18 protein-coding genes and 3 tRNA genes are annotated in these 21,297 nt (G+C 41.3%); 4 read left to right on the forward strand and 17 right to left on the reverse strand.

The features are described 5' to 3' along the window. Window positions 1-17: 17 nt before the first annotated feature. The 10 genes from H5123_RS03335 to H5123_RS03380 all read right to left on the reverse strand — a co-directional run bounded on the left by H5123_RS03335 (window position 18) and on the right by H5123_RS03380 (window position 9,968). Window positions 18-641 (reverse strand): pentapeptide repeat-containing protein, encoded by a 624-nt coding sequence (locus H5123_RS03335; RefSeq protein WP_182697028.1) that lies wholly within the window; start codon window positions 639-641, stop codon window positions 18-20. 77 nt (window positions 642-718) lie between these two features. After that, complete coding sequence (locus H5123_RS03340) at window positions 719-2,596, reverse strand: SurA N-terminal domain-containing protein (protein ID WP_182697029.1); 1,878 nt, start codon at window positions 2,594-2,596, stop codon at window positions 719-721. A gap of 216 nt (window positions 2,597-2,812) precedes the next feature. Then, window positions 2,813-3,088: an HU family DNA-binding protein gene (locus H5123_RS03345; protein ID WP_124016408.1), complete on the reverse strand. Its 276-nt coding sequence runs from the start codon at window positions 3,086-3,088 to the stop codon at window positions 2,813-2,815. Between the two features lie 261 nt (window positions 3,089-3,349). Further along, window positions 3,350-5,701: an endopeptidase La gene (lon, locus tag H5123_RS03350; protein WP_124016407.1), complete on the reverse strand. Its 2,352-nt coding sequence runs from the start codon at window positions 5,699-5,701 to the stop codon at window positions 3,350-3,352. Window positions 5,702-5,832: 131 nt separating this feature from the next. Next, window positions 5,833-7,113 carry an ATP-dependent protease ATP-binding subunit ClpX gene (gene clpX, locus H5123_RS03355; protein WP_124016406.1) on the reverse strand — a complete coding sequence of 427 codons (1,281 nt, stop codon included), beginning with the start codon at window positions 7,111-7,113 and terminating at the stop codon, window positions 5,833-5,835. Window positions 7,114-7,243: 130 nt separating this feature from the next. Then, on the reverse strand, window positions 7,244-7,855 hold the full coding sequence (gene clpP, locus H5123_RS03360; protein ID WP_124016405.1) for an ATP-dependent Clp endopeptidase proteolytic subunit ClpP: 612 nt from the start codon (window positions 7,853-7,855) through the stop codon (window positions 7,244-7,246). 91 nt (window positions 7,856-7,946) lie between these two features. Then, a complete protein-coding gene (gene tig, locus H5123_RS03365) occupies window positions 7,947-9,251 on the reverse strand; it encodes a trigger factor (RefSeq protein WP_124016531.1) in 1,305 nt (434 codons plus the stop codon). A 392-nt stretch (window positions 9,252-9,643) separates the two neighbouring features. Further along, window positions 9,644-9,719: transfer RNA gene (locus tag H5123_RS03370), tRNA-His, on the reverse strand. A gap of 8 nt (window positions 9,720-9,727) precedes the next feature. Continuing rightward, window positions 9,728-9,804, reverse strand: a tRNA-Arg gene (locus H5123_RS03375). A gap of 87 nt (window positions 9,805-9,891) precedes the next feature. Beyond that, window positions 9,892-9,968, reverse strand: a tRNA-Pro gene (locus H5123_RS03380). Window positions 9,969-10,258: 290 nt separating this feature from the next. Here H5123_RS03380 and folD point away from each other — a divergent pair. Continuing rightward, window positions 10,259-11,113: a bifunctional methylenetetrahydrofolate dehydrogenase/methenyltetrahydrofolate cyclohydrolase FolD gene (folD, locus tag H5123_RS03385; RefSeq protein WP_182697030.1), complete on the forward strand. Its 855-nt coding sequence runs from the start codon at window positions 10,259-10,261 to the stop codon at window positions 11,111-11,113. A gap of 71 nt (window positions 11,114-11,184) precedes the next feature. Here folD and cysS read toward each other — a convergent pair whose 3' ends face one another. After that, window positions 11,185-12,564, reverse strand: a complete 1,380-nt coding sequence (cysS, locus tag H5123_RS03390; protein ID WP_124016403.1) for a cysteine--tRNA ligase — start codon at window positions 12,562-12,564, stop codon at window positions 11,185-11,187. 143 nt (window positions 12,565-12,707) lie between these two features. On the opposite strand from cysS, the gene H5123_RS03395 reads away from it, so the two are divergent. Together H5123_RS03395 and H5123_RS03400 are read left to right on the forward strand one after the other, a co-directional pair. Then, a complete protein-coding gene (locus tag H5123_RS03395) occupies window positions 12,708-13,202 on the forward strand; it encodes a peptidylprolyl isomerase (protein ID WP_124016402.1) in 495 nt (164 codons plus the stop codon). A gap of 2 nt (window positions 13,203-13,204) precedes the next feature. Beyond that, the gene (locus tag H5123_RS03400; RefSeq protein WP_182697031.1) at window positions 13,205-13,930 is read left to right on the forward strand and encodes a UDP-2,3-diacylglucosamine diphosphatase; all 726 of its coding nucleotides are present in this window, start codon (window positions 13,205-13,207) and stop codon (window positions 13,928-13,930) included. Window positions 13,931-13,994: 64 nt separating this feature from the next. Here the strand turns inward: H5123_RS03400 and miaE are convergent, their stop codons facing one another. Continuing rightward, a complete protein-coding gene (gene miaE, locus H5123_RS03405; RefSeq protein WP_182697032.1) occupies window positions 13,995-14,762 on the reverse strand; it encodes a tRNA isopentenyl-2-thiomethyl-A-37 hydroxylase MiaE in 768 nt (255 codons plus the stop codon). Between the two features lie 355 nt (window positions 14,763-15,117). Here miaE and H5123_RS03410 point away from each other — a divergent pair, with 355 nt between their 5' ends. Beyond that, window positions 15,118-15,714: a Yip1 family protein gene (locus H5123_RS03410; protein ID WP_124016399.1), complete on the forward strand. Its 597-nt coding sequence runs from the start codon at window positions 15,118-15,120 to the stop codon at window positions 15,712-15,714. A 63-nt stretch (window positions 15,715-15,777) separates the two neighbouring features. Here H5123_RS03410 and glnS read toward each other — a convergent pair whose 3' ends face one another. The 5 genes from glnS to H5123_RS03435 all read right to left on the reverse strand — a co-directional run bounded on the left by glnS (window position 15,778) and on the right by H5123_RS03435 (window position 21,232). Continuing rightward, window positions 15,778-17,448: a glutamine--tRNA ligase gene (glnS, locus tag H5123_RS03415; protein ID WP_182697033.1), complete on the reverse strand. Its 1,671-nt coding sequence runs from the start codon at window positions 17,446-17,448 to the stop codon at window positions 15,778-15,780. A gap of 158 nt (window positions 17,449-17,606) precedes the next feature. Then, window positions 17,607-19,919, reverse strand: coding sequence for a Fe(2+) transporter permease subunit FeoB (feoB, locus tag H5123_RS03420; protein ID WP_182697034.1), 2,313 nt, complete (start codon window positions 19,917-19,919; stop codon window positions 17,607-17,609). Continuing rightward, window positions 19,912-20,151, reverse strand: coding sequence for a FeoA family protein (locus H5123_RS03425; protein WP_011638067.1), 240 nt, complete (start codon window positions 20,149-20,151; stop codon window positions 19,912-19,914). Before H5123_RS03425 ends, feoB begins: the two co-directional genes overlap by 8 nt. 196 nt (window positions 20,152-20,347) lie before the next feature. Beyond that, the gene (locus H5123_RS03430; RefSeq protein WP_182697035.1) at window positions 20,348-20,884 is read right to left on the reverse strand and encodes a GNAT family N-acetyltransferase; all 537 of its coding nucleotides are present in this window, start codon (window positions 20,882-20,884) and stop codon (window positions 20,348-20,350) included. Between the two features lie 69 nt (window positions 20,885-20,953). After that, complete coding sequence (locus H5123_RS03435; RefSeq protein ID WP_124016395.1) at window positions 20,954-21,232, reverse strand: peptidylprolyl isomerase; 279 nt, start codon at window positions 21,230-21,232, stop codon at window positions 20,954-20,956. Window positions 21,233-21,297 lie beyond the last annotated feature (65 nt).

Here is a 21,297-nt window from a genome sequence, read left to right on the forward strand (position 1 = left end):
AAAGGTGACGATGTAAACTAGTCGACTAATTGAATATCCAAACCCTCTAGCAAACTCAGTGCCTCAAATCGACTGAATATGGCTTGCTTAACGGTATTAGCCGTAATATCAATTTGATAATTCGACGCATCAGTAAAATTGGCGCCAGTTAAATTAGTATGACTAAATTGACTTAGATTAAGATCGGTTAACCGCAAATCGGCTTTAGTTAAATTAGCCTCTCTAAAGTCGACATCATGGGCACGACAATCAACAAGTGTAAGCTCGGGTAAATTAAGTGAGTAAAAATTACTGCCGTCGAGCAAACATCGTTCAAACTGAATCGTAGTTTGGGTCATAAATTGTGGCCAATGGGCTTTAGTCCAATCAATACCTATAGCTTTACAGTCGCGAAAAATAACGGCATCAAACTCAGTATCAATCACAGACAACACACTCAAGTTACACTGACTAAAAGTACAATCGATAAATTGGCAATGATAGAAATCGCTCTGGTTAAAATCACATTGCATGAAGTAACAGCGCTCAAACGTAATGTTGTTGAACTGTAAATCCACTCCTTTAAGGGACTCGAATGAATCATCATTATAGTGCGATAAGGCAAACAATTTACTCGTTTGTTCTCTAGTTACCTTGCTCATGGTTGATATCCCCTTATAAACAAAAAGACCTAGACGTGAGCCTAGGTCTTTAATATTTCATTGACTACAAAACGTAATTAGTCTGCTACAGGATACTCAATTTGAGCATCAGCTTTAAGTGAGGCAACTACAGCACGGTAATCAGCTTCGCTGTATTGAGGTGCAATACGCTGTTTAAGCGACTTAATCAGATTGTCATTAATGCCTTCGGCTTCATTGACCTTATCAACTACAATCACCGCATAACCAGTTGCTAACGCTGCGGTATCAATAGTGACACTATTCTCAGCAGGTGCAGCAATCTTAAAGGCTTTATTGGTGATAGCTTGATCGATATCCTGATTAAAACGACCTAACTTAGCTAACGTGGTTAATGATGCGCCCGTTAAGGTATCATTACCCGCTTTTAACTGAGCCATATACTCAGCAGCTTTATCACGAGCACCGTCATTGGCTTTATCTTGCTTCAAACGTTCAACAATACCCGATTTAACATCAGCAAAACTCATGATGCCAGCAGTCTGATGTTTTTTCATGCGCACAACCACAACATGGTTTGGCGCAAGCTCAATGACATCACTATTCAAACCGCTCGCTAATACTTGGTCAGAAAATGCTGCTTTGATGAACTCAGGGTTATTGAACTCAGCGGGTACATCATCACGAGAAAATAACGCCGTTGATTGCACTTTTGCATTAACTGCTTGGGCTGTTTCGGCTAAAGTATCCGGGATTTCGTAACTGGTATCAGCTAATTTGGTTTGTAAGCTATAAAACACATCAAGTGCTTTCTTTTCTTGAAGTTGAGCAACAATTTTCTCTTTAACATCTTCAAAAGCAGTAGCTTGACTTGCTTGAACATCTAATAGCTTGATGATGTGATAACCGAACTCACTTTTCACAATAGATGAAACTTGACCTTTTTGTAATCCAAAAAGCGCTTCATCAAATGCAGGATCCATCACACCTTGTTCAAACCAATCTAACTTACCGCCTTCTTGTGCGCTAAGGTTATCATCAGAATCCGTTTTAGCCACTTCGGCAAAATCTTCACCCGCGGCTAACTTAGCTTCAATTGCATCAGCTTTAGCTTTGTCGGCACTGTCATCATCTGTTGCGGCAACAAAAATATGCGCAGCAAGACGTTTTTCGGCTGTTTGATATTGTGCTTTGTTCTCGTCGTAATAAGTTTTCACTTCTTCGTCAGAGACGTCACTGTTTTTAGCCATGTCAGCAGCATTTAATTCAACATACTCTAGGCTAACTTTTTCAGGGCTCATGTATTGCGACACGTTAGCATCATAATAGCTTTGCGCTTCTTCATCAGACACAGAAACAGTTGATAAGAAAGGCGTTGAATCAACAACGAGATAACGGATATCACGAGTTTGACCTTGGACTTCAGCAAGTTGCTTCGCTTCACCGTCTAACACAAACTCACTGCCCACGAGTGCATTTAATAACTGACGACGGGTCATATCGACGCGCATCATGTTTCTAAAACTTGTGGTTTGATAGCCTAACTGACGCAATACCGCTAGATAGCGCTCATTATCAAATTTACCGTCAGTTTGAAATGCAGGCTCTTCAATAATAGCTTTTTTAATTTGCTCATCAGATACACGCAAGCCGAGTTTATTGGCTGCTTGATCAATGAGTTTGTCAGCAATTAAACGATCCAGTACGTTTTGTTTAATGCCATTCATATAACTTTCGTCAGCGGCTAATGCTGTAAACATTTCACCAAGCTGTTGCTCTATACGAGAGCGTTCATTTTGAAAAGCCTGCTCTAGCTCGTTGGCACTAATTTCGTCACCATTAACAACAGCAGCAGGTACACCCGTGTTTGAGCCTAAATAACTGCTCACACCGGCAAAAGCAAAAGAAAGTATCACAAGTACTAGAATTGTTTTTGCAACAATCCCCTGTGATCCTTCACGAATTTTTTCTAACATCTGAATTCTCGCTTGTTGCGATTAATAAAATAAAAAGGCGCATCACCTTGTGGATGCGCCTTATTGTAAATTATATGGAGTTATCAGACGCTACCACGGGTATGACCCAATACTCCCAATATTAATTATGCAGAACATAACAATATTGCTTTTCGTAAAAAGCACCGCCTAAGCAGTGCTTGTATTACGAATGCCTTACAAAGGCAACGTTATTAACTATGAGTTAACCGCGTCTTTTAGCGCTTTGCCAGCTTTGAACGCAGGAATGTTCGCAGCAGCAATTTTAATTTCATTACCCGTTTGTGGGTTACGGCCAGTACGTTCAGCACGTTGACGTACTTCAAATGTACCAAAACCAACTAGAGAAATCTTATCGCCATCTTTAAGACCTTCCGTTACAGCAGCGATAAAAGAATCCAGTGCGCGGCCAGCAGCAGCTTTAGAAATATCAGCACCAGATGCGATTTTCTCGATTAGTTCAGATTTGTTCATGTCATCCCCTTGAATGTTATTGTCGCGCCGCAACCAAATCTATGTTTAGAGCGGTCTGCGGAGGCTTTATTTTATAAGCTTGATAACACACCAAACTTAGTACGAAAACCAAAAAATGAAATTGGATACAGCTCAACGTCAGATGCCCCAAGGGCTTGGTGCGTCTGACTCTCCACCAACCTAGGCTACCACAGGTCAGCGTTTTGTTAAGCCCCTTTTTTGATTTTTTTTATGCTCTATAGCAATTTTTTGACTAACAAGCTATTTTTTGACCACTTCGAAGCCTTCAACTGGTCGCTCAAGCGCCAATTTCAGGACTTCATCAATCCAACGTACTGGATGAATGGTTAAATCTGCAATCACATTCGCTGGAATTTCTTCCAAATCGCGTTCGTTTTCTTGAGGGATCAATACGTGCTTGATTCCGCCACGATGTGCAGCCAATAACTTTTCTTTTAACCCACCAATTGGCAGAACTTCACCGCGAAGGGTTATTTCACCTGTCATGGCAACATCACTACGCACTGGATTGCCCGTTAAGCTCGACACTAACGCAGTACACATAGCCGCGCCTGCTGAAGGGCCATCTTTTGGTGTTGCCCCTTCAGGTACATGGACATGAATATCACGTTTTTCATAAAAGTCGTTATTAATACCCAAATTTTCCGCGCGGGCACGAACGACTGTCATCGCAGCTTGAATAGACTCTTTCATGACATCACCGAGTGAACCGGTGTAGGTTAATTTACCTTTACCTGCTACAGATGTTGCTTCGATGGTTAATAAATCACCACCCACTTGAGTCCATGCAAGTCCGGTCACTTGGCCTATTTGGTTATTCGATTCAGCTTTACCAAAATCAAAACGTTGTACGCCAAGGAATGACTTTAAATTATCCTGGTTAACTTCAACCACTTTGACTGTTTTATCAAGCAGAATATGCTTAACTACTTTACGACAAATTTTTGATAATTCACGCTCTAATGAACGCACACCCGCTTCACGAGTGTAATAACGAATAATCCCTAAAATAGCACTGTCATCGACAATGATTTCTTTTTCTTTAAGGCCATTACGTTCAATTTGCTTGGTCAGTAAATGCTTCTTCGCGATATTAAGCTTTTCATCTTCGGTATAACCCGATAAGCGAATCACTTCCATACGGTCAAGTAAAGGACCCGGTATATCCATAGAGTTTGACGTAGCCACAAACATTACATCAGATAAGTCGTAATCAACTTCAAGATAATGATCGTTAAACGTTGCGTTCTGCTCTGGATCAAGTACTTCTAACAAGGCTGACGATGGATCGCCACGCATGTCTGAACTCATTTTGTCGATTTCATCGAGCAAGAACAATGGGTTTTTAACGCCCACTTTGGCCATTTTTTGAATGACTTTACCTGGCATTGAACCTATGTACGTACGGCGATGACCACGAATTTCTGCTTCATCACGCACGCCACCTAGTGCAACACGGACATATTTACGTCCAGTGGCTTTAGCAATTGACTGCCCCAGTGAGGTTTTACCTACGCCCGGTGGTCCAACTAAACACAAGATAGGTCCTTTAAGCTGTTTAACACGACTTTGAACCGCTAAATACTCAAGAATACGTTCTTTAACTTTTTCAAGTCCGTGGTGATCGGTATCAAGTACTTCTTGTGCTTTGGCTAAGTCACGCTTAATTTTTGAGCGTTGTTTCCAAGGCACAGCTGTCATCCAGTCAACATAGCTGCGCACAACCGTGGCTTCAGCAGACATAGGCGACATCATTTTAAGCTTGTTTAATTCAGCAATGGCTTTTTCTTTCGCGTCGGTTGGCATACCAGCGTCTTCAATCTTACGCGCCAATACTTCAAATTCGTCGTGGCTTTCGTCAATATCGCCTAATTCTTTTTGAATGGCTTTCATTTGCTCATTCAAATAGTATTCGCGCTGACTTTTTTCCATCTGCTTTTTAACGCGGGTACGGATGCGTTTTTCAACTTGCAGCAAGTCAATTTCTGATTCCATCATCGCCATCAGATATTCAAGACGCTCACCGACATTGATCATCTCAAGCACGGATTGCTTATCTTCAAGCTTCAATGGCATATGTGCAGCCATGGTATCAGCTAAGCGAGCCGCTTCATCAATACCCGATAATGAGGTTAATACTTCAGGTGGGATCTTTTTATTTAGCTTGATGTAGCCTTCGAACTGGCCAATAGCACTGCGTACTAAGACTTCTTCTTCTTTATCACTTAACTGCTCAGACTCTAAGTATTCAGCCGTTGCAGCAAAAAACTCTTCTTCTTGAGTGTATTTCTTGATTTTGGCACGTTGGCCACCTTCAACTAATACTTTTACCGTGCCGTCAGGAAGTTTAAGAAGCTGTAAAATAGAGGCAACGGTACCAATATCAAAAATGTCGTCTTTGGTCGGTTCGTCAAGATCTGCATCTCGCTGAGCAACTAATAAAATTTGCTTGTCTTGTTCCATTGCCGATTCCAGGCAACGAATTGATTTTTCCCGTCCTACGAATAGCGGAATTACCATATGCGGGTAAACCACCACATCTCGCAGTGGTAATACGGGGAGTTCGATATGCGCTTCACGCTCTTTAGTCATGGCTCGATTCCGTTTAATGAAATAGACTTAATACTGATTATATTGGGGTGATGTTATCAGTTTCAATGGTCAATACGAAAAAAGGAGTCCAATGGACTCCTTATTTTTCAACTTACTAGTTATCAGTACAATTATTGCTCGCCTGAAGCGGCCAGAGTCTCTGTATTTTCGTAAATCAAAATTGGAGCTGATTCACCTTTAACAACGGATTCATCAACAACCGCTTTAATCACTCCCTGAGTCGATGGAATATCGTACATGGTATCAAGCAAAATGCTTTCTACAATTGAACGTAATCCACGTGCACCCGTTTTACGTGACATCGCTTTTTGAGCAATCGCTTGTAATGCATCATCACGGAACTCAAGTTCGACATTTTCCATCTCAAATAACGCGCTATATTGCTTGGTTAACGCATTTTTAGGCTCAGATAGAATTTGAACCAGTGCAGCTTCGTCTAACTCAGTTAGCGTAGCAACAACAGGTAAACGACCAATAAACTCAGGGATCAAACCAAATTTCACTAAATCACCAGGCTCTACTTGGCTTAGTATTTGTGAAATGGTGGCTTTATCCGCCTCGCCTTTTACTTCTGCACCAAAGCCAATCCCGGTTCCTGTGTGAGCTCGTTGTTCAATGACTTTTTCAAGTCCAGCGAACGCACCACCACAGATAAACAGAATTTTAGAGGTATCCACTTGCAAAAATTCTTGCTGTGGGTGCTTACGTCCGCCTTGTGGAGGAACAGAAGCTACCGTGCCTTCAATTAGCTTCAGTAGCGCCTGCTGAACACCTTCACCCGACACATCGCGAGTAATTGAAGGATTGTCAGATTTGCGACTGATTTTATCAATTTCATCGATATAGACGATACCGCGTTCAGCTTTTTCAACGTCGTAATCACACTTTTGCAGTAACTTTTGAATGATGTTTTCAACATCTTCGCCCACATAACCTGCTTCGGTTAGCGTGGTTGCATCTGCCATAGCAAAAGGAACATTGAGTGAGCGTGCCAGTGTTTCAGCTAATAATGTTTTACCACTACCAGTTGGACCTAATAGCAGGATATTACTTTTACCAAGCTCAACACCGTCTTTTATTGCGCCATTACGTAAACGCTTGTAATGATTGTATACCGCAACAGAAAGCACTTTTTTGGCTTGATCCTGACCGATTACATAGTCATCAAGATGTTTGCGTAGCTCATGCGGTGTCGGCAACTTGTCTTCATCACGCTTAGGTGAAATCTCTTTGATTTCTTCACGGATGATGTCATTACATAAATCAACACACTCATCACATACATAAACTGATGGGCCAGCAATCAGTTTTCTGACTTCATGCTGACTTTTTCCGCAAAAAGAGCAGTACAGCAATTTGCCGCTGTCACCGTTATTTTTGTTATCGCCCATTATTCTACCTCTGTTTCCAACTTAGGTTAACCCTAAGCGCTGCTTGTAGATACTTATCATAACCACATAGATGACTTAACGTCTTTCAGTACAGAATACCTGAAAGATTAGAGAAAATCAGCTATCGGTTTTAGCCGCGACTTGTTAGTAATGAATCGACAATACCATAATCAACAGCTTGAGTAGCACTCATGAAGTTATCACGGTCAGTATCGCGTTCAATGATTTCCAACGGTTGGCCAGTATGATCAGCCAACATTTGGTTTAATTTATTCTTGATGCCTAGGATTTCCTGAGCATGAATGGCGATATCTGATGCTTGACCTTGGAAGCCACCTAATGGCTGATGGATCATCACACGAGAGTTAGGTAAGCAATGACGTTTACCTTTAGCGCCGCCGGCAAGTAAGAATGCCCCCATACTAGCAGCTTGCCCCATACACACTGTACTGACATTAGGCTTAATAAACTGCATGGTGTCGTAGATCGCCATACCCGCTGTAACTGAACCGCCAGGAGAGTTAATGTACAAATAAATATCTTTATCTGGGCTTTCTGACTCTAGGAATAATAACTGAGCAACAATAAGGTTAGCCATGTGTTCTTCTACTTGGCCAACTAAGAAGATGACTCGCTCTTTTAATAGACGAGAGTAAATATCATAAGAACGTTCACCTTTAGCTGTTTGTTCAACAACCATAGGTACAAGAGCATTGAGTACTGATTCTGGTGCTTTATGCATTATTCATTTCCCTAAAAATAAAAATGGCCCGCATGAGGAACCTCATACGAGCCATTATAAATGGCGAACCACTTGTTAAGTCAAGCTTAGCTTACGCTCGTCCAGTAGCCTTGTTCATAAATTCTTCAAAAGCAACGTCTTTAACGGTTACTTTTGCTGATTTTAACAATGCTTCAACAGCTTGCTCTTCAAGCGCTACGTTGCGCATGTTTTGCATGAGTTCTTTATTTGAGTTGTAGTATGAAACAACTTCAGATGGATCTTCATACGCTGAAGCCATAGATTCGATCAATGCATTAACACGATCATCTTCAGCTTTTAGCTCGTTAGTCTTAATCACTTCGCCTAATAGCAAACCGATTTTAACACGACGCTCTGCTTGCTCAGTGAAAAGTTCAGCCGGAAGTTCAGGCATATTTTCAGTTTGGCCACCAAAACGCTGCATTGCTTGTTGACGAAGTACATTCACTTCACCTTCAACAAGTGCTTTAGGGATAGAGATGTCATTTGCTGCTAATAAACCAGTAATAACTTGCTCTTTCACATTCGCTTTCAGCGCTTGCTCTAGTTCACGAGTCATGTTTTTACGGATTTCAGCTTTAAGTGCATCTAAGCCACCTTCAGCAATACCAAACAAAGAAGCAAACTCATCATTCACTTCAGGTAAGTTAGCTGCTTGAACTTCAGTTAAGGTAATAACGAACTTAGCCGCCTTACCTTTTAAGTTTTCAGCGTGGTAATCTTCAGGGAAAGTCACTTCGATTTCGAATTCATCACCCGTTTTATGACCAATGATACCGGTTTCAAAACCAGGGATCATACGATTGCTGCCTAATTGAAGTTCAAAATCATCAGCTTTTCCGCCTTCAAATTCTTCACCATCAATAGAACCAATAAAGTTCATTTTAACTTTGTCGTCAGCTGTAGCTTCACGTTCAACAGCAGCAAAAGTAGCATGTTGCTTACGTAACGTTTCAATCATTACATCAACGTCTGCATCATTAACTTCAGCTTTAGGCTGTTCAACTGCAATGCTATCTAAACCCGTTAAAACAACTTCTGGGTAGATTTCAAATGTTGCAACGAATTCGAAAGAATCACCTTCAGTTGAACCAGGAGTAAATACTGGTGCGCCTGCTGGGTTTAACTTCTCAGCTACAATAGCTTCTATAAAGTTGCGTTGCATCACTTCACCAGTGATGTCTTGACGAATGGCTTTACCATAACGCTTGTTGATTTCGCCGATAGGCACTTTACCTGGGCGGAAACCTGGAAGACGAGCACGCTTAGCTTCACGCAATACGTTGTCTTTAACCAATTTCTCGATTTGCTCAGCAGGTACAGAAATAGTTAGGCGACGCTCTAGGCCTTGAGTTGTTTCAACAGAAACTTGCATTTTTTTACCTCGAAATATGTCTAACGTTCTTTGAATGGTCGACAACTCAACCATTAGATATTCGTTTCTTGACTACGGGTTTAGCTCTGATACCCAGCACAGCGATAATATCGATGCTGAAGACGCTGTTGGTATAGGTAGCTTATTTTTGATATTTATCAAGACGCGACATTATAGCTACCGTTTTTAACAGAGTCGAGCCTGAAAAGGTCGATTTACGTGATAAAAGGGCTAACTGATGGTCAATTTTGATGTGTTTGCACGTTTAATGCGCGAAATGAGTTTTTATCAGATTGGATATGCATTGCAGTAAATCAACTATGGTAAACAAATACATTTTTCAGCAACACAATGAGTGTCTCGAAATACACGTTGATTTGAACAGAAAAAAATGGGGTGACTGATGGGGCTCGAACCCACGACAACCGGAATCACAATCCGGGACTCTACCAACTGAGCTACAATCACCATTGAAATGGTACGCCCGGCAGGATTCGAACCTGCGACCACCCGCTTAGAAGGCGGGTGCTCTATCCAACTGAGCTACGGGCGCATGGTTACAGCAATAAGCTGTTTCCTGTCTGGCTGAACAAGTTTACTTGTTCTATTATTCGCTAATAATAGCAAATAACATTTAATTTGGTCGGTGATAGAGGATTCGAACCTCTGACCCTCTCGTCCCAAACGAGATGCGCTACCGGGCTGCGCTAATCACCGAAATCTTACTTTGTTTTCGAAATGTTTATTACTGCTATACAGCAACCTTGTTGTCTCGAGAACGGAGCGCATCTTAACTAGTCACCTTGATATCGTCAACGATTTTTTTAACTCTGGATGCTATATGACGAATTTAGCAGCAAAAACCATGATTAGCATCATAGCGCGAATAGTTTATTCACTGTATTTTCATCGTCTAGCAAATGACACTCTTCATTGCGCCTGCTAGAATAACCGCCGTTCGACCATCGACTTCAACACCTGCGTCACTCAAAGGAAACTCTACAGCCATGACTGCTCAACTTATTGACGGTAAAGCCATTGCACAATCTATCCGCACCACACTAAAACAAAAAGTAGCACTTCGAAGACAAGCTGGATTCCGCGCGCCAGGTCTTGCGGTTATTTTAGTGGGCAGTGATGCCGCATCTCAAGTCTATGTCGGCAGTAAACGCAGAGCTTGTGAAGAAGTCGGTTTTGAATCTCAATCTTTTGACCTGGACACAAGTACAACCCAAGCTGAACTATTAGCGTTAATCGATGAGTGTAATGCTAATCCCAATATTGACGGAATTTTAGTACAACTTCCTTTACCTGATCATATTGATGATTCAAAAGTCATTGAACATATTCGTCCAGATAAAGATGTTGATGGTTTTCATCCATACAATGTTGGCCGTTTAGCTCAACGTATCCCGGTTCTGCGCTCTTGTACGCCGATGGGGATTATGACGTTAATCAAATCTACCGGTATTGATACTTACGGTTTGGATGCTACTGTTGTCGGAGCGTCGAACATTGTCGGCCGTCCAATGACACTGGAACTCTTATTAGCTGGTTGTACTACAACCACCTGTCATCGTTTTACCAAAAACTTAGAGCAAAAAGTGCGTCAAGCCGATTTATTGGTTGTTGCTGTGGGTAAGCCTGGTTTCATTCCTGGTGAGTGGATAAAACCTGGCGCTATTGTGATTGATGTCGGTATTAATCGCTTGGAAAACGGCAGTTTAGTCGGTGATGTGGAATTTAATATTGCCGCCGAAAAAGCCGCATTTATAACTCCGGTTCCTGGCGGCGTTGGTCCAATGACCATTGCGAGCTTATTAGAGAATACTCTTTATGCTTGCGAGCAGTATCATAGCTAGTCCAGCTGGCTGCGGATGAATAACAAAAAAGCCTGCTATTGCAGGCTTTTTTGTTTTATGGGCAAACTAAATTACTTTTTACGCCATGTCGTTCCGCTAGGGCCGTCTTCTAACACAACGCCTAACTCATTTAAGCGATCACGCGCGATATCGGCTGCAGGCCAATCTTTTTCAGTTCGGGCACGGTTACGCTCAACAATTAGTGCTTCAACTTCTGCCACTTCATCGTCACTGCCCTCACCCTTAAAGAAAGCCTCAGGCGTTTGGCTGATAAGACCAAGTACATCGGCTAATTGCTTCAAACTGACACCTAATGCCGACGCAGCTGCCATATCGGTTATTTTAAGACGATTAATTTCACGGACCATATCAAATAAAACCGAATAGGCTTCAGGCGTATTAAAATCATCATCCATAGCAGATTTGAATTTGGCAACAAACGCTTCAGCAGGCGCAGCGTCGACAGTCAAATCTAAATCTTTAATGGCTGTGTATAAACGCTCTAATGCTGCACGTGCTTGCTTTAAATTATCTTCAGAATAATTTAACTGGCTACGGTAATGACCTGACAATAAGAAATAACGTACAGTTTCAGCGTCATAATGCTTAAGCACGTCACGAATAGTAAAAAAGTTGTCTAATGATTTAGACATCTTTTCACGGTCAACCATCACCATTCCGGTGTGCATCCAGTAATTCACATAAGGCGTGTCATGGGCACAGCAAGACTGCGCAATTTCATTTTCATGATGTGGAAACTGCAAATCAGATCCGCCACCATGAATATCAAAATGTAAACCTAAATGCTTACTGTTCATGGCAGAACATTCAATATGCCAACCCGGGCGACCAGGACCCCAAGGTGATTCCCATGTAGGCTCACCCGGTTTAGACATTTTCCATAGCACAAAATCCATAGGATTGCGTTTAGCATTATCAATTTCAACCCGAGCACCAGCTTGAAGTTGGTCAAGGTTTTGCCCAGAAAGCTGGCCATATTGAGGGAACGACGCAACACTAAATAATACATCACCATTACTGGCAACATAAGCATGGTCGCGATCAAGCAAACGCTGAACCATATCGATAATTTCTTCAATATGTAACGTAGCTCGCGGCTCAAAATCAGGTCGTTTCATGTTCAGCGCATCAAAATCTTGATGCATTTCGCCAATTAAACGCTCAGTAAGTGACTCACACGACTCATTATTTTCAGCAGCACGTTTGATAATTTTATCATCAACGTCAGTAATATTGCGCTGAAAGTTCACCTCATAACCTATGTAACGTAAATAACGTACTATCATGTCAAACGAAACAAAGGTACGCCCGTGACCAATATGACATAAATCGTAAATGGTCACGCCACAGACGTACATTCCGATTTTACCTGGATTTATTGGTTTAAATTCTTGTTTATCACGGCTAATACTATTGTAAATCTTCAACATCGATTGTTCTCTTTTACACTAATTTATAACGGTAAATGTTAATGCAGATTCTAACATGATGTCACCTGTTTTGAACACTGCACTTTAAGCGGCAGTTAAGATAAGTTAGAATCGCGCAAATTAATATTTTCAAGTGAGATAACATGATTACTTTACATACCAATATGGGCGATATTACTTTACAACTAAATGAAGAAAAGGCGCCTATTACTGCCGCTAACTTTATGCAGTATGTTGAAGATGGCTTTTTCGAAGGTACTATTTTTCACCGTGTTATTGACGGTTTTATGATCCAAGGTGGTGGTTTCACTGAAGACATGAGCCAAAAAAGTGTTAAAGCATCAATCAAAAACGAAGCTAGCAACGGTTTATCTAACCGCAAAGGCACTGTTGCAATGGCGCGGACCTCTGATCCTCATTCAGCAACTGCACAGTTTTTCATTAACGTCAAAGACAATACGTTCCTTGATTTTAAATCAGAAACCTCGCAAGGCTGGGGTTACTGTGTGTTTGGTGAAGTCGTTGAAGGGTTAGACATCATTGAGCAAATCAAAAATGTCCCAACAGGAAATAATGGTATGCATCAAGATGTACCATTAGAAGCTATTGTGATCAAAAGCGTTAGCGTTAAAGCGTAATTTTGAAAAAAACAATCTTTGTGGGCGATTTGCACTTAAGTGCTGATCGTCCCGATATTACTCAAGCCTTCGTGTATTTTCTAAATCATGGTTTAGACGATGCTGAAGCGCTTTATATCATTGGCGATCTATTCGAAGTGTGGATGGGTGATGATATTGCTGAGTCATTTAGTGTTGCTATCGCTGATGCAATCAAAATGGTATCAAACACGCTACCTGTGTACTTTATTCATGGTAATCGTGACTTTATGGTAGGCAAACAATTTTGCCAACGAGCAGGCATGCAAGTATTACCTGAAGTGTATTGTATCGACTTGTACGGTGTGAATACTGTTATCTTGCATGGTGATAGCCTTTGCACACTTGATGTTGACTATCAGCGATTCAGACGCTTTAGAAGCTTTAGAGTCGTGCGCTGGTTATATGCTCGCTTACCTAAAAAGACACGCTTAAACATTGCTGCAAAAATTCGTCAAAAAAGTGTCCAAGGTAATCAACAAAAACACTACGAAATTATGGATGTTGAACCAAGCGCAGTGACTGCTCTGCTGGCGAGTACTGGCTGCCAACGCATGATCCATGGTCATACGCATCGTCCGGCGATTCATCAATTATCTGCAACGCATCAACGCGTAGTAGTGGGCGACTGGTATACTCAAGGTAGCGTCTTAAATGTGAATGAACATGGGTGCGAGTTAGTTACACTGCCCTTCTCAGACACCAAATAGGCTCACTTGTGATAATGATGACACATTATCTGTGAGCCTTAATGAGACGCGCTCAACCATTGAGCTATTGACTCGGTACACCACTGTGAAAACGAAATTCGCTGTCCTCAGCCAAAATCAATCTCTTCTCAATTTGTCGAAAGTAATCAATTCGTTCGCTGATATCAACGCCTGCTATATCTTGAGCAAGGGCTAAATAATCTTGAAAATGCCGAGCTTCAGAGCGTAGTAATGAGGTGTAAAACTTAGCCAGCTCATCATCTAAGTGTGGCGCAATTTTAGCAAATCGCTCACACGAACGCGCTTCAATAAACGCCCCAATAATTAATTTATCAATAATGGTCAGTGGCTCATGGGTTCGCACATGAATGATCAATTGCCTGGCATAACCCCCTGCGCGAATATTACTGTAATCAATACCTCGTGCCGTCATAATCTGTAGTACTTGTTCAAAATGATGGAACTCTTCTTTGATCAGGCGCACCATTTTACTCATGACATCAGCACTATAAGCTAAGTGCTCATTGGCGACTAATTCACTAGTGATATCATTCTTTTTACTATCGCGAGCCAAAAAGGCATGTGCGTCACGGTCTTGTTGGTAAACAAAATCCTCGTAGGGCTTTGCCCAAGCCTTTAATAGATGAGCGCTACTTTTATCAATCGCATATTTGCGGATCATTAAAATAGCTGTTTGCGCAGCTTTGAGCTCGCAGTTGCAATGGTCAATAAGCAATGGGATTAATTGCGACGGTTGTTTTGCTTTTTCAACCCAAAGGTCTGGGGTCTCACAACCTAAAAAGTCATGAATTGGCGCAAGTAATTGCTGCATAGAATGAATAACTCAGTCAAGAATCTACGCTCAGTTTACCTGTAGAGTGATCATTTCTGAAGCCAAAAACGTAATACTCCTTGACGAAAGTCTATTTATGTTCAATAAATAAGCTAAGCATCTAATTTAACGCTTTTATAACAGATGCAATCGATCACCTTAAATGATGATTCTAGTGTGGGATAGGGTCATAACTGAACAACATAGATATTGGCAACGATGGAATGAGTTTACTGCCAATACAAAATAGGTTGTTAAGTTGATGTGGACTGATTAAGGCGATGGATAAAAAGCTGTAGTCAGTTCGTCGTTGTTTGGCGAGCTAGGTCAAAAATGCTAAACAAGGATAACGATAATGGTATTGAATCACTTAATGGGGCTTTACACTCATCCGAAAAAAGAGTGGCAAACAATTGAAAAAAATCATGAAGCATTGAAAAGCAGCTTGAGTCATATATTGCTTATTGCGCTCATTCCTGCCGTTTGTGCTTATTTTGCAACGGCTCATATTGGGTGGCATCCAGGCGTCGGAGAACCACTATTTCTGACATCACAAAGCGCACTATTAATGTCAATTGCGATGTACTTTGGCTTAATTATTGGCGTTCTGGCTCTCGCCTACTTAGCTTTTTGGATGGGTAGAACATTTGATGCAGATCCAACCTATACTCAAGCGCTCGAATTGGCTTCCTATACTGCAACCCCCTTATTCATGGTCGGTCTTGCAGCACTCTATCCTGTATTATGGTTCATAATGGTCATTGGATTAATCGGATTATCCTATTCGGTGTATCTGCTCTATGCAGGAGTGCCCATCATTATGAATATACCTGAAGAAAAAGGTTTTATTTATGCCAGCTCAGTTGTTACAGCAGGCTTAGTATTGCTGGTTGCACTGATGGCAAGTAGTGTCATTTTATGGAGTATTGGTTTAGGCCCAATGATGCAATAATCATTTAGTTAAAAGATAACAAAAAGGCGCTTAAGGCGCCTTTTTTGTATCATTCATCACTCATTAAGCAAAGGTATCTCTTAACGGTACCGTTAAGTTAAATACTAAGTGATCAGCGCTGGAGTCTTTGCTGTCTGCGCAGAAATAGCCTTCTCGTTCAAACTGATAAGATTTCTCAGCAGGAGCATTGACTAAACTAGGTTCCACTAGGCCATTTAACACCACCAAAGACTGTGGATTAATGACCTCATCGACAGTTTCAAACGTCGCAGGATTTTCTTTGGTAAATAGACGATCATAGATACGAAACTCAGCTGGTTTCGCCGTTGCCGCGTCAACCCAATGAATCACGCCTTTAACTTTACGGCCATCGGCAGGGTTTTTACCTAAAGTATCTGCATCGTAACTACAATAAACGGTAGTGATATTGCCATCAGCATCTTTATCACAACGTTCAGCTTTGATGATGTAAGCATTACGTAGGCGGACTTCTTTACCGAGTACAAGACGTTTGAAATGCTTATTAGCCTCTTCTTTAAAATCTTCTACATCAATAAAAAGTTCTTTGCCAAAAAATAACTCACGAGTGCCCATAGCCTCATTATTAGGATGAGCAGGCGCCTTAATGGCCTCTGGTTGTGCATTAGGATAGTTTTCAATCACGATTTTAATCGGTCTTAAAACAGCCATTGCACGAGGGGCATGTTCGTTAAGCTCTTCACGGATACACGCATCTAGCATGCCTACTTCGACTAAGTTTTCTTGTTTAGTAACGCCTATACGCAAGCAAAACTCTCGAATTGATGCAGGAGTATAGCCACGACGACGAAGGCCAGCGATAGTTGGCATACGCGGATCATCCCAACCGTCGACTAAGTTACGGGTAACTAAATCGTTTAATTTACGTTTAGACATCAGAGTATATTCAAGATTTAAACGCGAAAACTCATATTGACGAGTACGGTTTGGTGCTTGAAAATCATCTAAATGATCCAGTACCCAGTCATATAAGCGGCGGTTATCTTGGAACTCTAACGTACAAATAGAATGGGTGATATTTTCGATCGCATCAGAAATACAATGGGTGAAGTCATACATTGGATAAATGCACCACTTATCACCTGTTTGATGATGGTGAGCAAAACGGATACGGTAAATAATAGGATCGCGCATGCACATAAATGGCGATGCCATGTCTATTTTTGCGCGCAGAGCACATTCACCTTCTTTGAATTCGCCTAGACGCATTTTTTCAAATAATGCGAGGTTCTCTTCAACACTGGTATCACGATAAGGGCTATTTTTACCCGGCTCTTTTAACGTACCACGATGTTCTCTGGTTTGTTCCCCATTTAAGAAACAAACATAAGCGAGACCTTTGGTGATTAACTCAACGGCATACTGATGTAATTGGTCAAAATAATTTGATGAATAACGGATATCGCCAGACCATTCAAACCCTAACCAACGCACATCTTCCTGAATAGACTTAACATAGTTAATATCTTCTTTTTCAGGGTTAGTATCATCGAAACGTAAGTTACATTGACCTTGGTAATCTTTTGCGATACCAAAATTCAAGCAAATAGATTTAGCATGGCCAATATGTAAATACCCGTTTGGTTCCGGTGGAAAGCGTGTATGTACTTGGCTGTGCTTACCGCTTTTTAGGTCTTCGTCTATGATATTACGAATGAAGTTACTTGGACGTACTTCAGTGTCCATATGACTCATGGAATTCCTCTTGGCGCACAATGGCAATATGAATAAAAATAGATGATCCTACAGATCTTATGTAGTTACAACTCCTAGGCTTGAAAAAGTTAACCCGATAAAGCAAATAAACCCAGCTTTGCTGGGTTTATCGAGTAAATCAAAACGTTTTAGCTTAACTACTCAGTGATGATGCGTATTCCAGGAATAATTTGTTGAGCCTTTCTGCCCTTTTTGTTTAACCAAAAATAAAAACCAATCAAAGCCATAACAAAAAAGCCGATCCAACTGGCAGATTGCAGAGGATGCTGAGTAAAGGTAGCCCCTTGATATACAACTGTAGCTGAGCCGTAGGCTAATGAGAATGTCCAAATAGCAGCAAAACGCGCCCATTTGGTACCAAACTCATGCACCAAAGCTCCCATAGCCGCCACACACGGGGTATAAAGCAAAATAAATAACAAGTATGAGAACGCCGCTATCTGACTTTTAAAGCCCGTTTGCAGCGCACTGAAGGTCGTAGAGTCAACAGATAATGCGATGGCAGCTTCATCTAAATCACTAATACCCGCGATAGCAATCGATAATGGGTCTCCTGCCTCAATACCAAGTAAATTTGCAGGAATAGTGGCTAAACCTATTTTGACGCTATCCCAAATTGAAACCAGTTCAACTTGTTCGCCTTCATCATTGCTATATAAACTATTCAATGTACCGACGACAGCTTCTTTAGCAAAAATACCGGTGATAATACCTACAGTTGCCGCCCAGTTATCTTGCTCTATTCCCATAGGCCTAAACAATGGGGTAATTTGCTGACTGGCAACACTGAGCATGGATTCTTTACTATCTTCATGTCCAAAGGAGCCGTCAGTACCGATAGCATTGATAAAGTTAAGCAGTGTGACGACGATAATGATAGTTTTACCTGCGCCCATAATAAAGCTTTTAGTGCGTTTCGTGGTGCGAGAGAAAACCGCTTTAGATTTCGGCATTTCGTAACTTGGCAATTCCATGACAACAGCGCTACTGGTTCCAGGCAAAACTGTTTTTCGTAATAATAACCCAGTACCAATCGCGGCCAAAATACCAATAATGTACAGTAAAAATACTAAATTTTGACCAGACTGCGGGAAAAATGCCGCGGCAAATAATGCATAAACCGGTAGCCGAGCACTGCAAGACATGAATGGCGCCATCATTCCAGTAACGATACGTTCACGCTCACTGCCTAAGGTTCTCGTTGCCATAATGGCAGGCACCGAGCAACCAAAACCAACAATCATAGGCACAAAAGCTTTACCCGGTAAACCAATGCGACGCATTAGACCATCAACAACAAAAGCTGCTCGAGCCATATAGCCTGAGCCTTCAAGTACCGAGAGAGCCAAAAATAGTGCGGCAACAACAGGAATAAAGGTCGCAACAGTTTGAATACCTTGGCCAACGCCGCCAGCCAAAATGGTTACAATCCAATCTGGCGAGCCTATTGACGACAACAAGGCACCAAAATGATCCACAAAAATAGCGCCAGCAGTAATATCAAAGAAATCAATAAATGCATTACCAACATTAATACTAAATAAAAACATTAGGTACATGACAAACAAGAAGATAGGGATACCCAGCAGTGGATGTAACACGACTTTATCAAGCCTATCGGTGACACTAACATGTGTGCCGGTACTTACTGATGCCTCAAACACCTGTTGAACAAAATCATAACGGGTGGTGGCGATCATAATATCGATGTCTTGACCGGCTTGTTCAACCCGTTGAGTACATTGTCTTACCGTGTCATGTAATTGGGTTTCACTGGAACCACAGTCATTACCATGGCTGTTAGCTAAAATAGCCAGTGCTTGTCCACGACTTAGCTCTGCAAGTCCTTGTGCATCATTTTGTATCTGTAAAGCAATAACACTTGCTTCTATATCAGCATGATACTGCAATAATAAAGATGCTGCGGTATTACCTTTTTTCAATAATGACAATAGTTCAGTTTGTAGATGCTTAACATCGGCTTGATTTCGAGAGCAAATTGCAATGACAGGACAACCGAGGCGGACCGACATGTCGTCAACATTAATGTTAATCCCCAGCTTTTTCGCTGCGTCAATTTTATTAATGACAACGATAATAGGAATGCCTAACTCACGTAATTGGGTAGTCAAATACAGATGACGCTCAACATTGGTTGCATCAACTAAGTTGATGATAGCGTCCACTTGTTGGTTTGAAAGATACGCTTGCGCAATTTGTTCATCGAGTGAACAATCACAACTATTTCCGGCTGGTAATAAATCATAAATACCGGGTAAATCGGTGAGAAAAATATCTATACCAGAGTCACTAAACTTCCCAGTCTTCTTTTCTACGGTAACACCGGACCAATTACCCACCTGCTGGCTAGCGCCAGTAAGGGCATTAAAAAGAGTCGATTTACCCGCGTTTGGATTGCCCACAGTGACACAATGAAATTGTTTAGTCATTTTTTAGAACTACCTCGATAATATCGGCTAAATCACAACGCATACATAGTTTACTGCCACGTAAATCTAACTCAACACCCGAGCCCATAGGGGCACGGCGAATAAAATGAAAACGAGTGTTGGGAGTAATGCCCATGGATAACAATTTACGTTTAACCGTTTGCGGTAAAGTTAATTGACCGATTTCAGAGATAATTGCCTGATCACCTGGCTTAAGTTCACTCAGCTTCATGTAACACTACCTTCAACAACATTAATAACGCTAAAAATTTTATCTGAACTGAACCAGTCAAACTCAAATCTAGATCAAAGTTTCACTTGTTAACGAGAATAGTTTTCAGTTGTATTACGTATTATGTGACAAATGCACGCTAGAATATAGTACCAAGAAGATTTAATTTTATTTAAAGACGCGATGAGTAAAAGCGTTACTCTCTTTGCGCTGTCAACAATCCCATGTAGCAATCATCTGACCATATTTGATCAATACAGTTATTATGTCTTAACGTTCCTTCAAGAATGAAACCGACTTTCTCAAGGACTCTACGTGAAGCGGTATTGTGTTGGTCACAAATACCGATGTATTTATGCATATTAAATTGCAAAGCTCCCCAGTCGGTTACGGCTCGCAAGCTTTCAGTAGCGAATCCAAAACCGTGCTTTTCTGGCGCAATAAGGTAACCCACCTCAGCTCTGTTTAATTGAGCATCATCACATCGAAAGCCAATAAGGCCGACAAACTCATTCGTGTCGATCTGCTCAATGACCAGAGATAACCATTCACCAGATTCAAATTGCCAAGCGGCTTTACGTTGCTCAAATTTAGCAACGATATCTGACTCAGATTCAATAAGGCGAATATATTGATTTATATCTTTATCGAGGTGCAAGCGAAGAAAGTTCGGCCAATCCTTCGTTTGTAAATTTCGTAATATCAACCGATCGCTAAAAAGATTTATGTCCATACACCCTCTATTTCTTATCAAGAAAAATGGCAGCCTAGGCTGCCATTTTTGATACTTAATTAATACACACTAGGCGCGACTAGTCACTTCAAGTAAATGATAACCAAATTGAGTTTTTACAGGTCCTTGAACAACATTTAACGGCGCACTGAACACTACTTCGTCAAATTCTTTGACCATCATGCCAGGACCGAAAGAACCTAAATCACCACCCTGTGCTCCAGACGGGCAAGAAGAGTTTGCCTTAGCAATCTCAGCAAAATCGGCGCCGGCTTCGATCTGTTGCTTAAGTGTTTCACATTGTTCCTGATTACTCACAAGTAAGTGTCTAGCTGTTGCTTGTACCATGATATGGCTCCTATAAATGTAATATCTACTAAAAAATAACACTAACATAATGACAAAATGATGAC

This window comes from Shewanella sp. SR43-4 (genome assembly GCF_014163845.1).
Taxonomy (GTDB): domain Bacteria; phylum Pseudomonadota; class Gammaproteobacteria; order Enterobacterales; family Shewanellaceae; genus Shewanella; species Shewanella vesiculosa.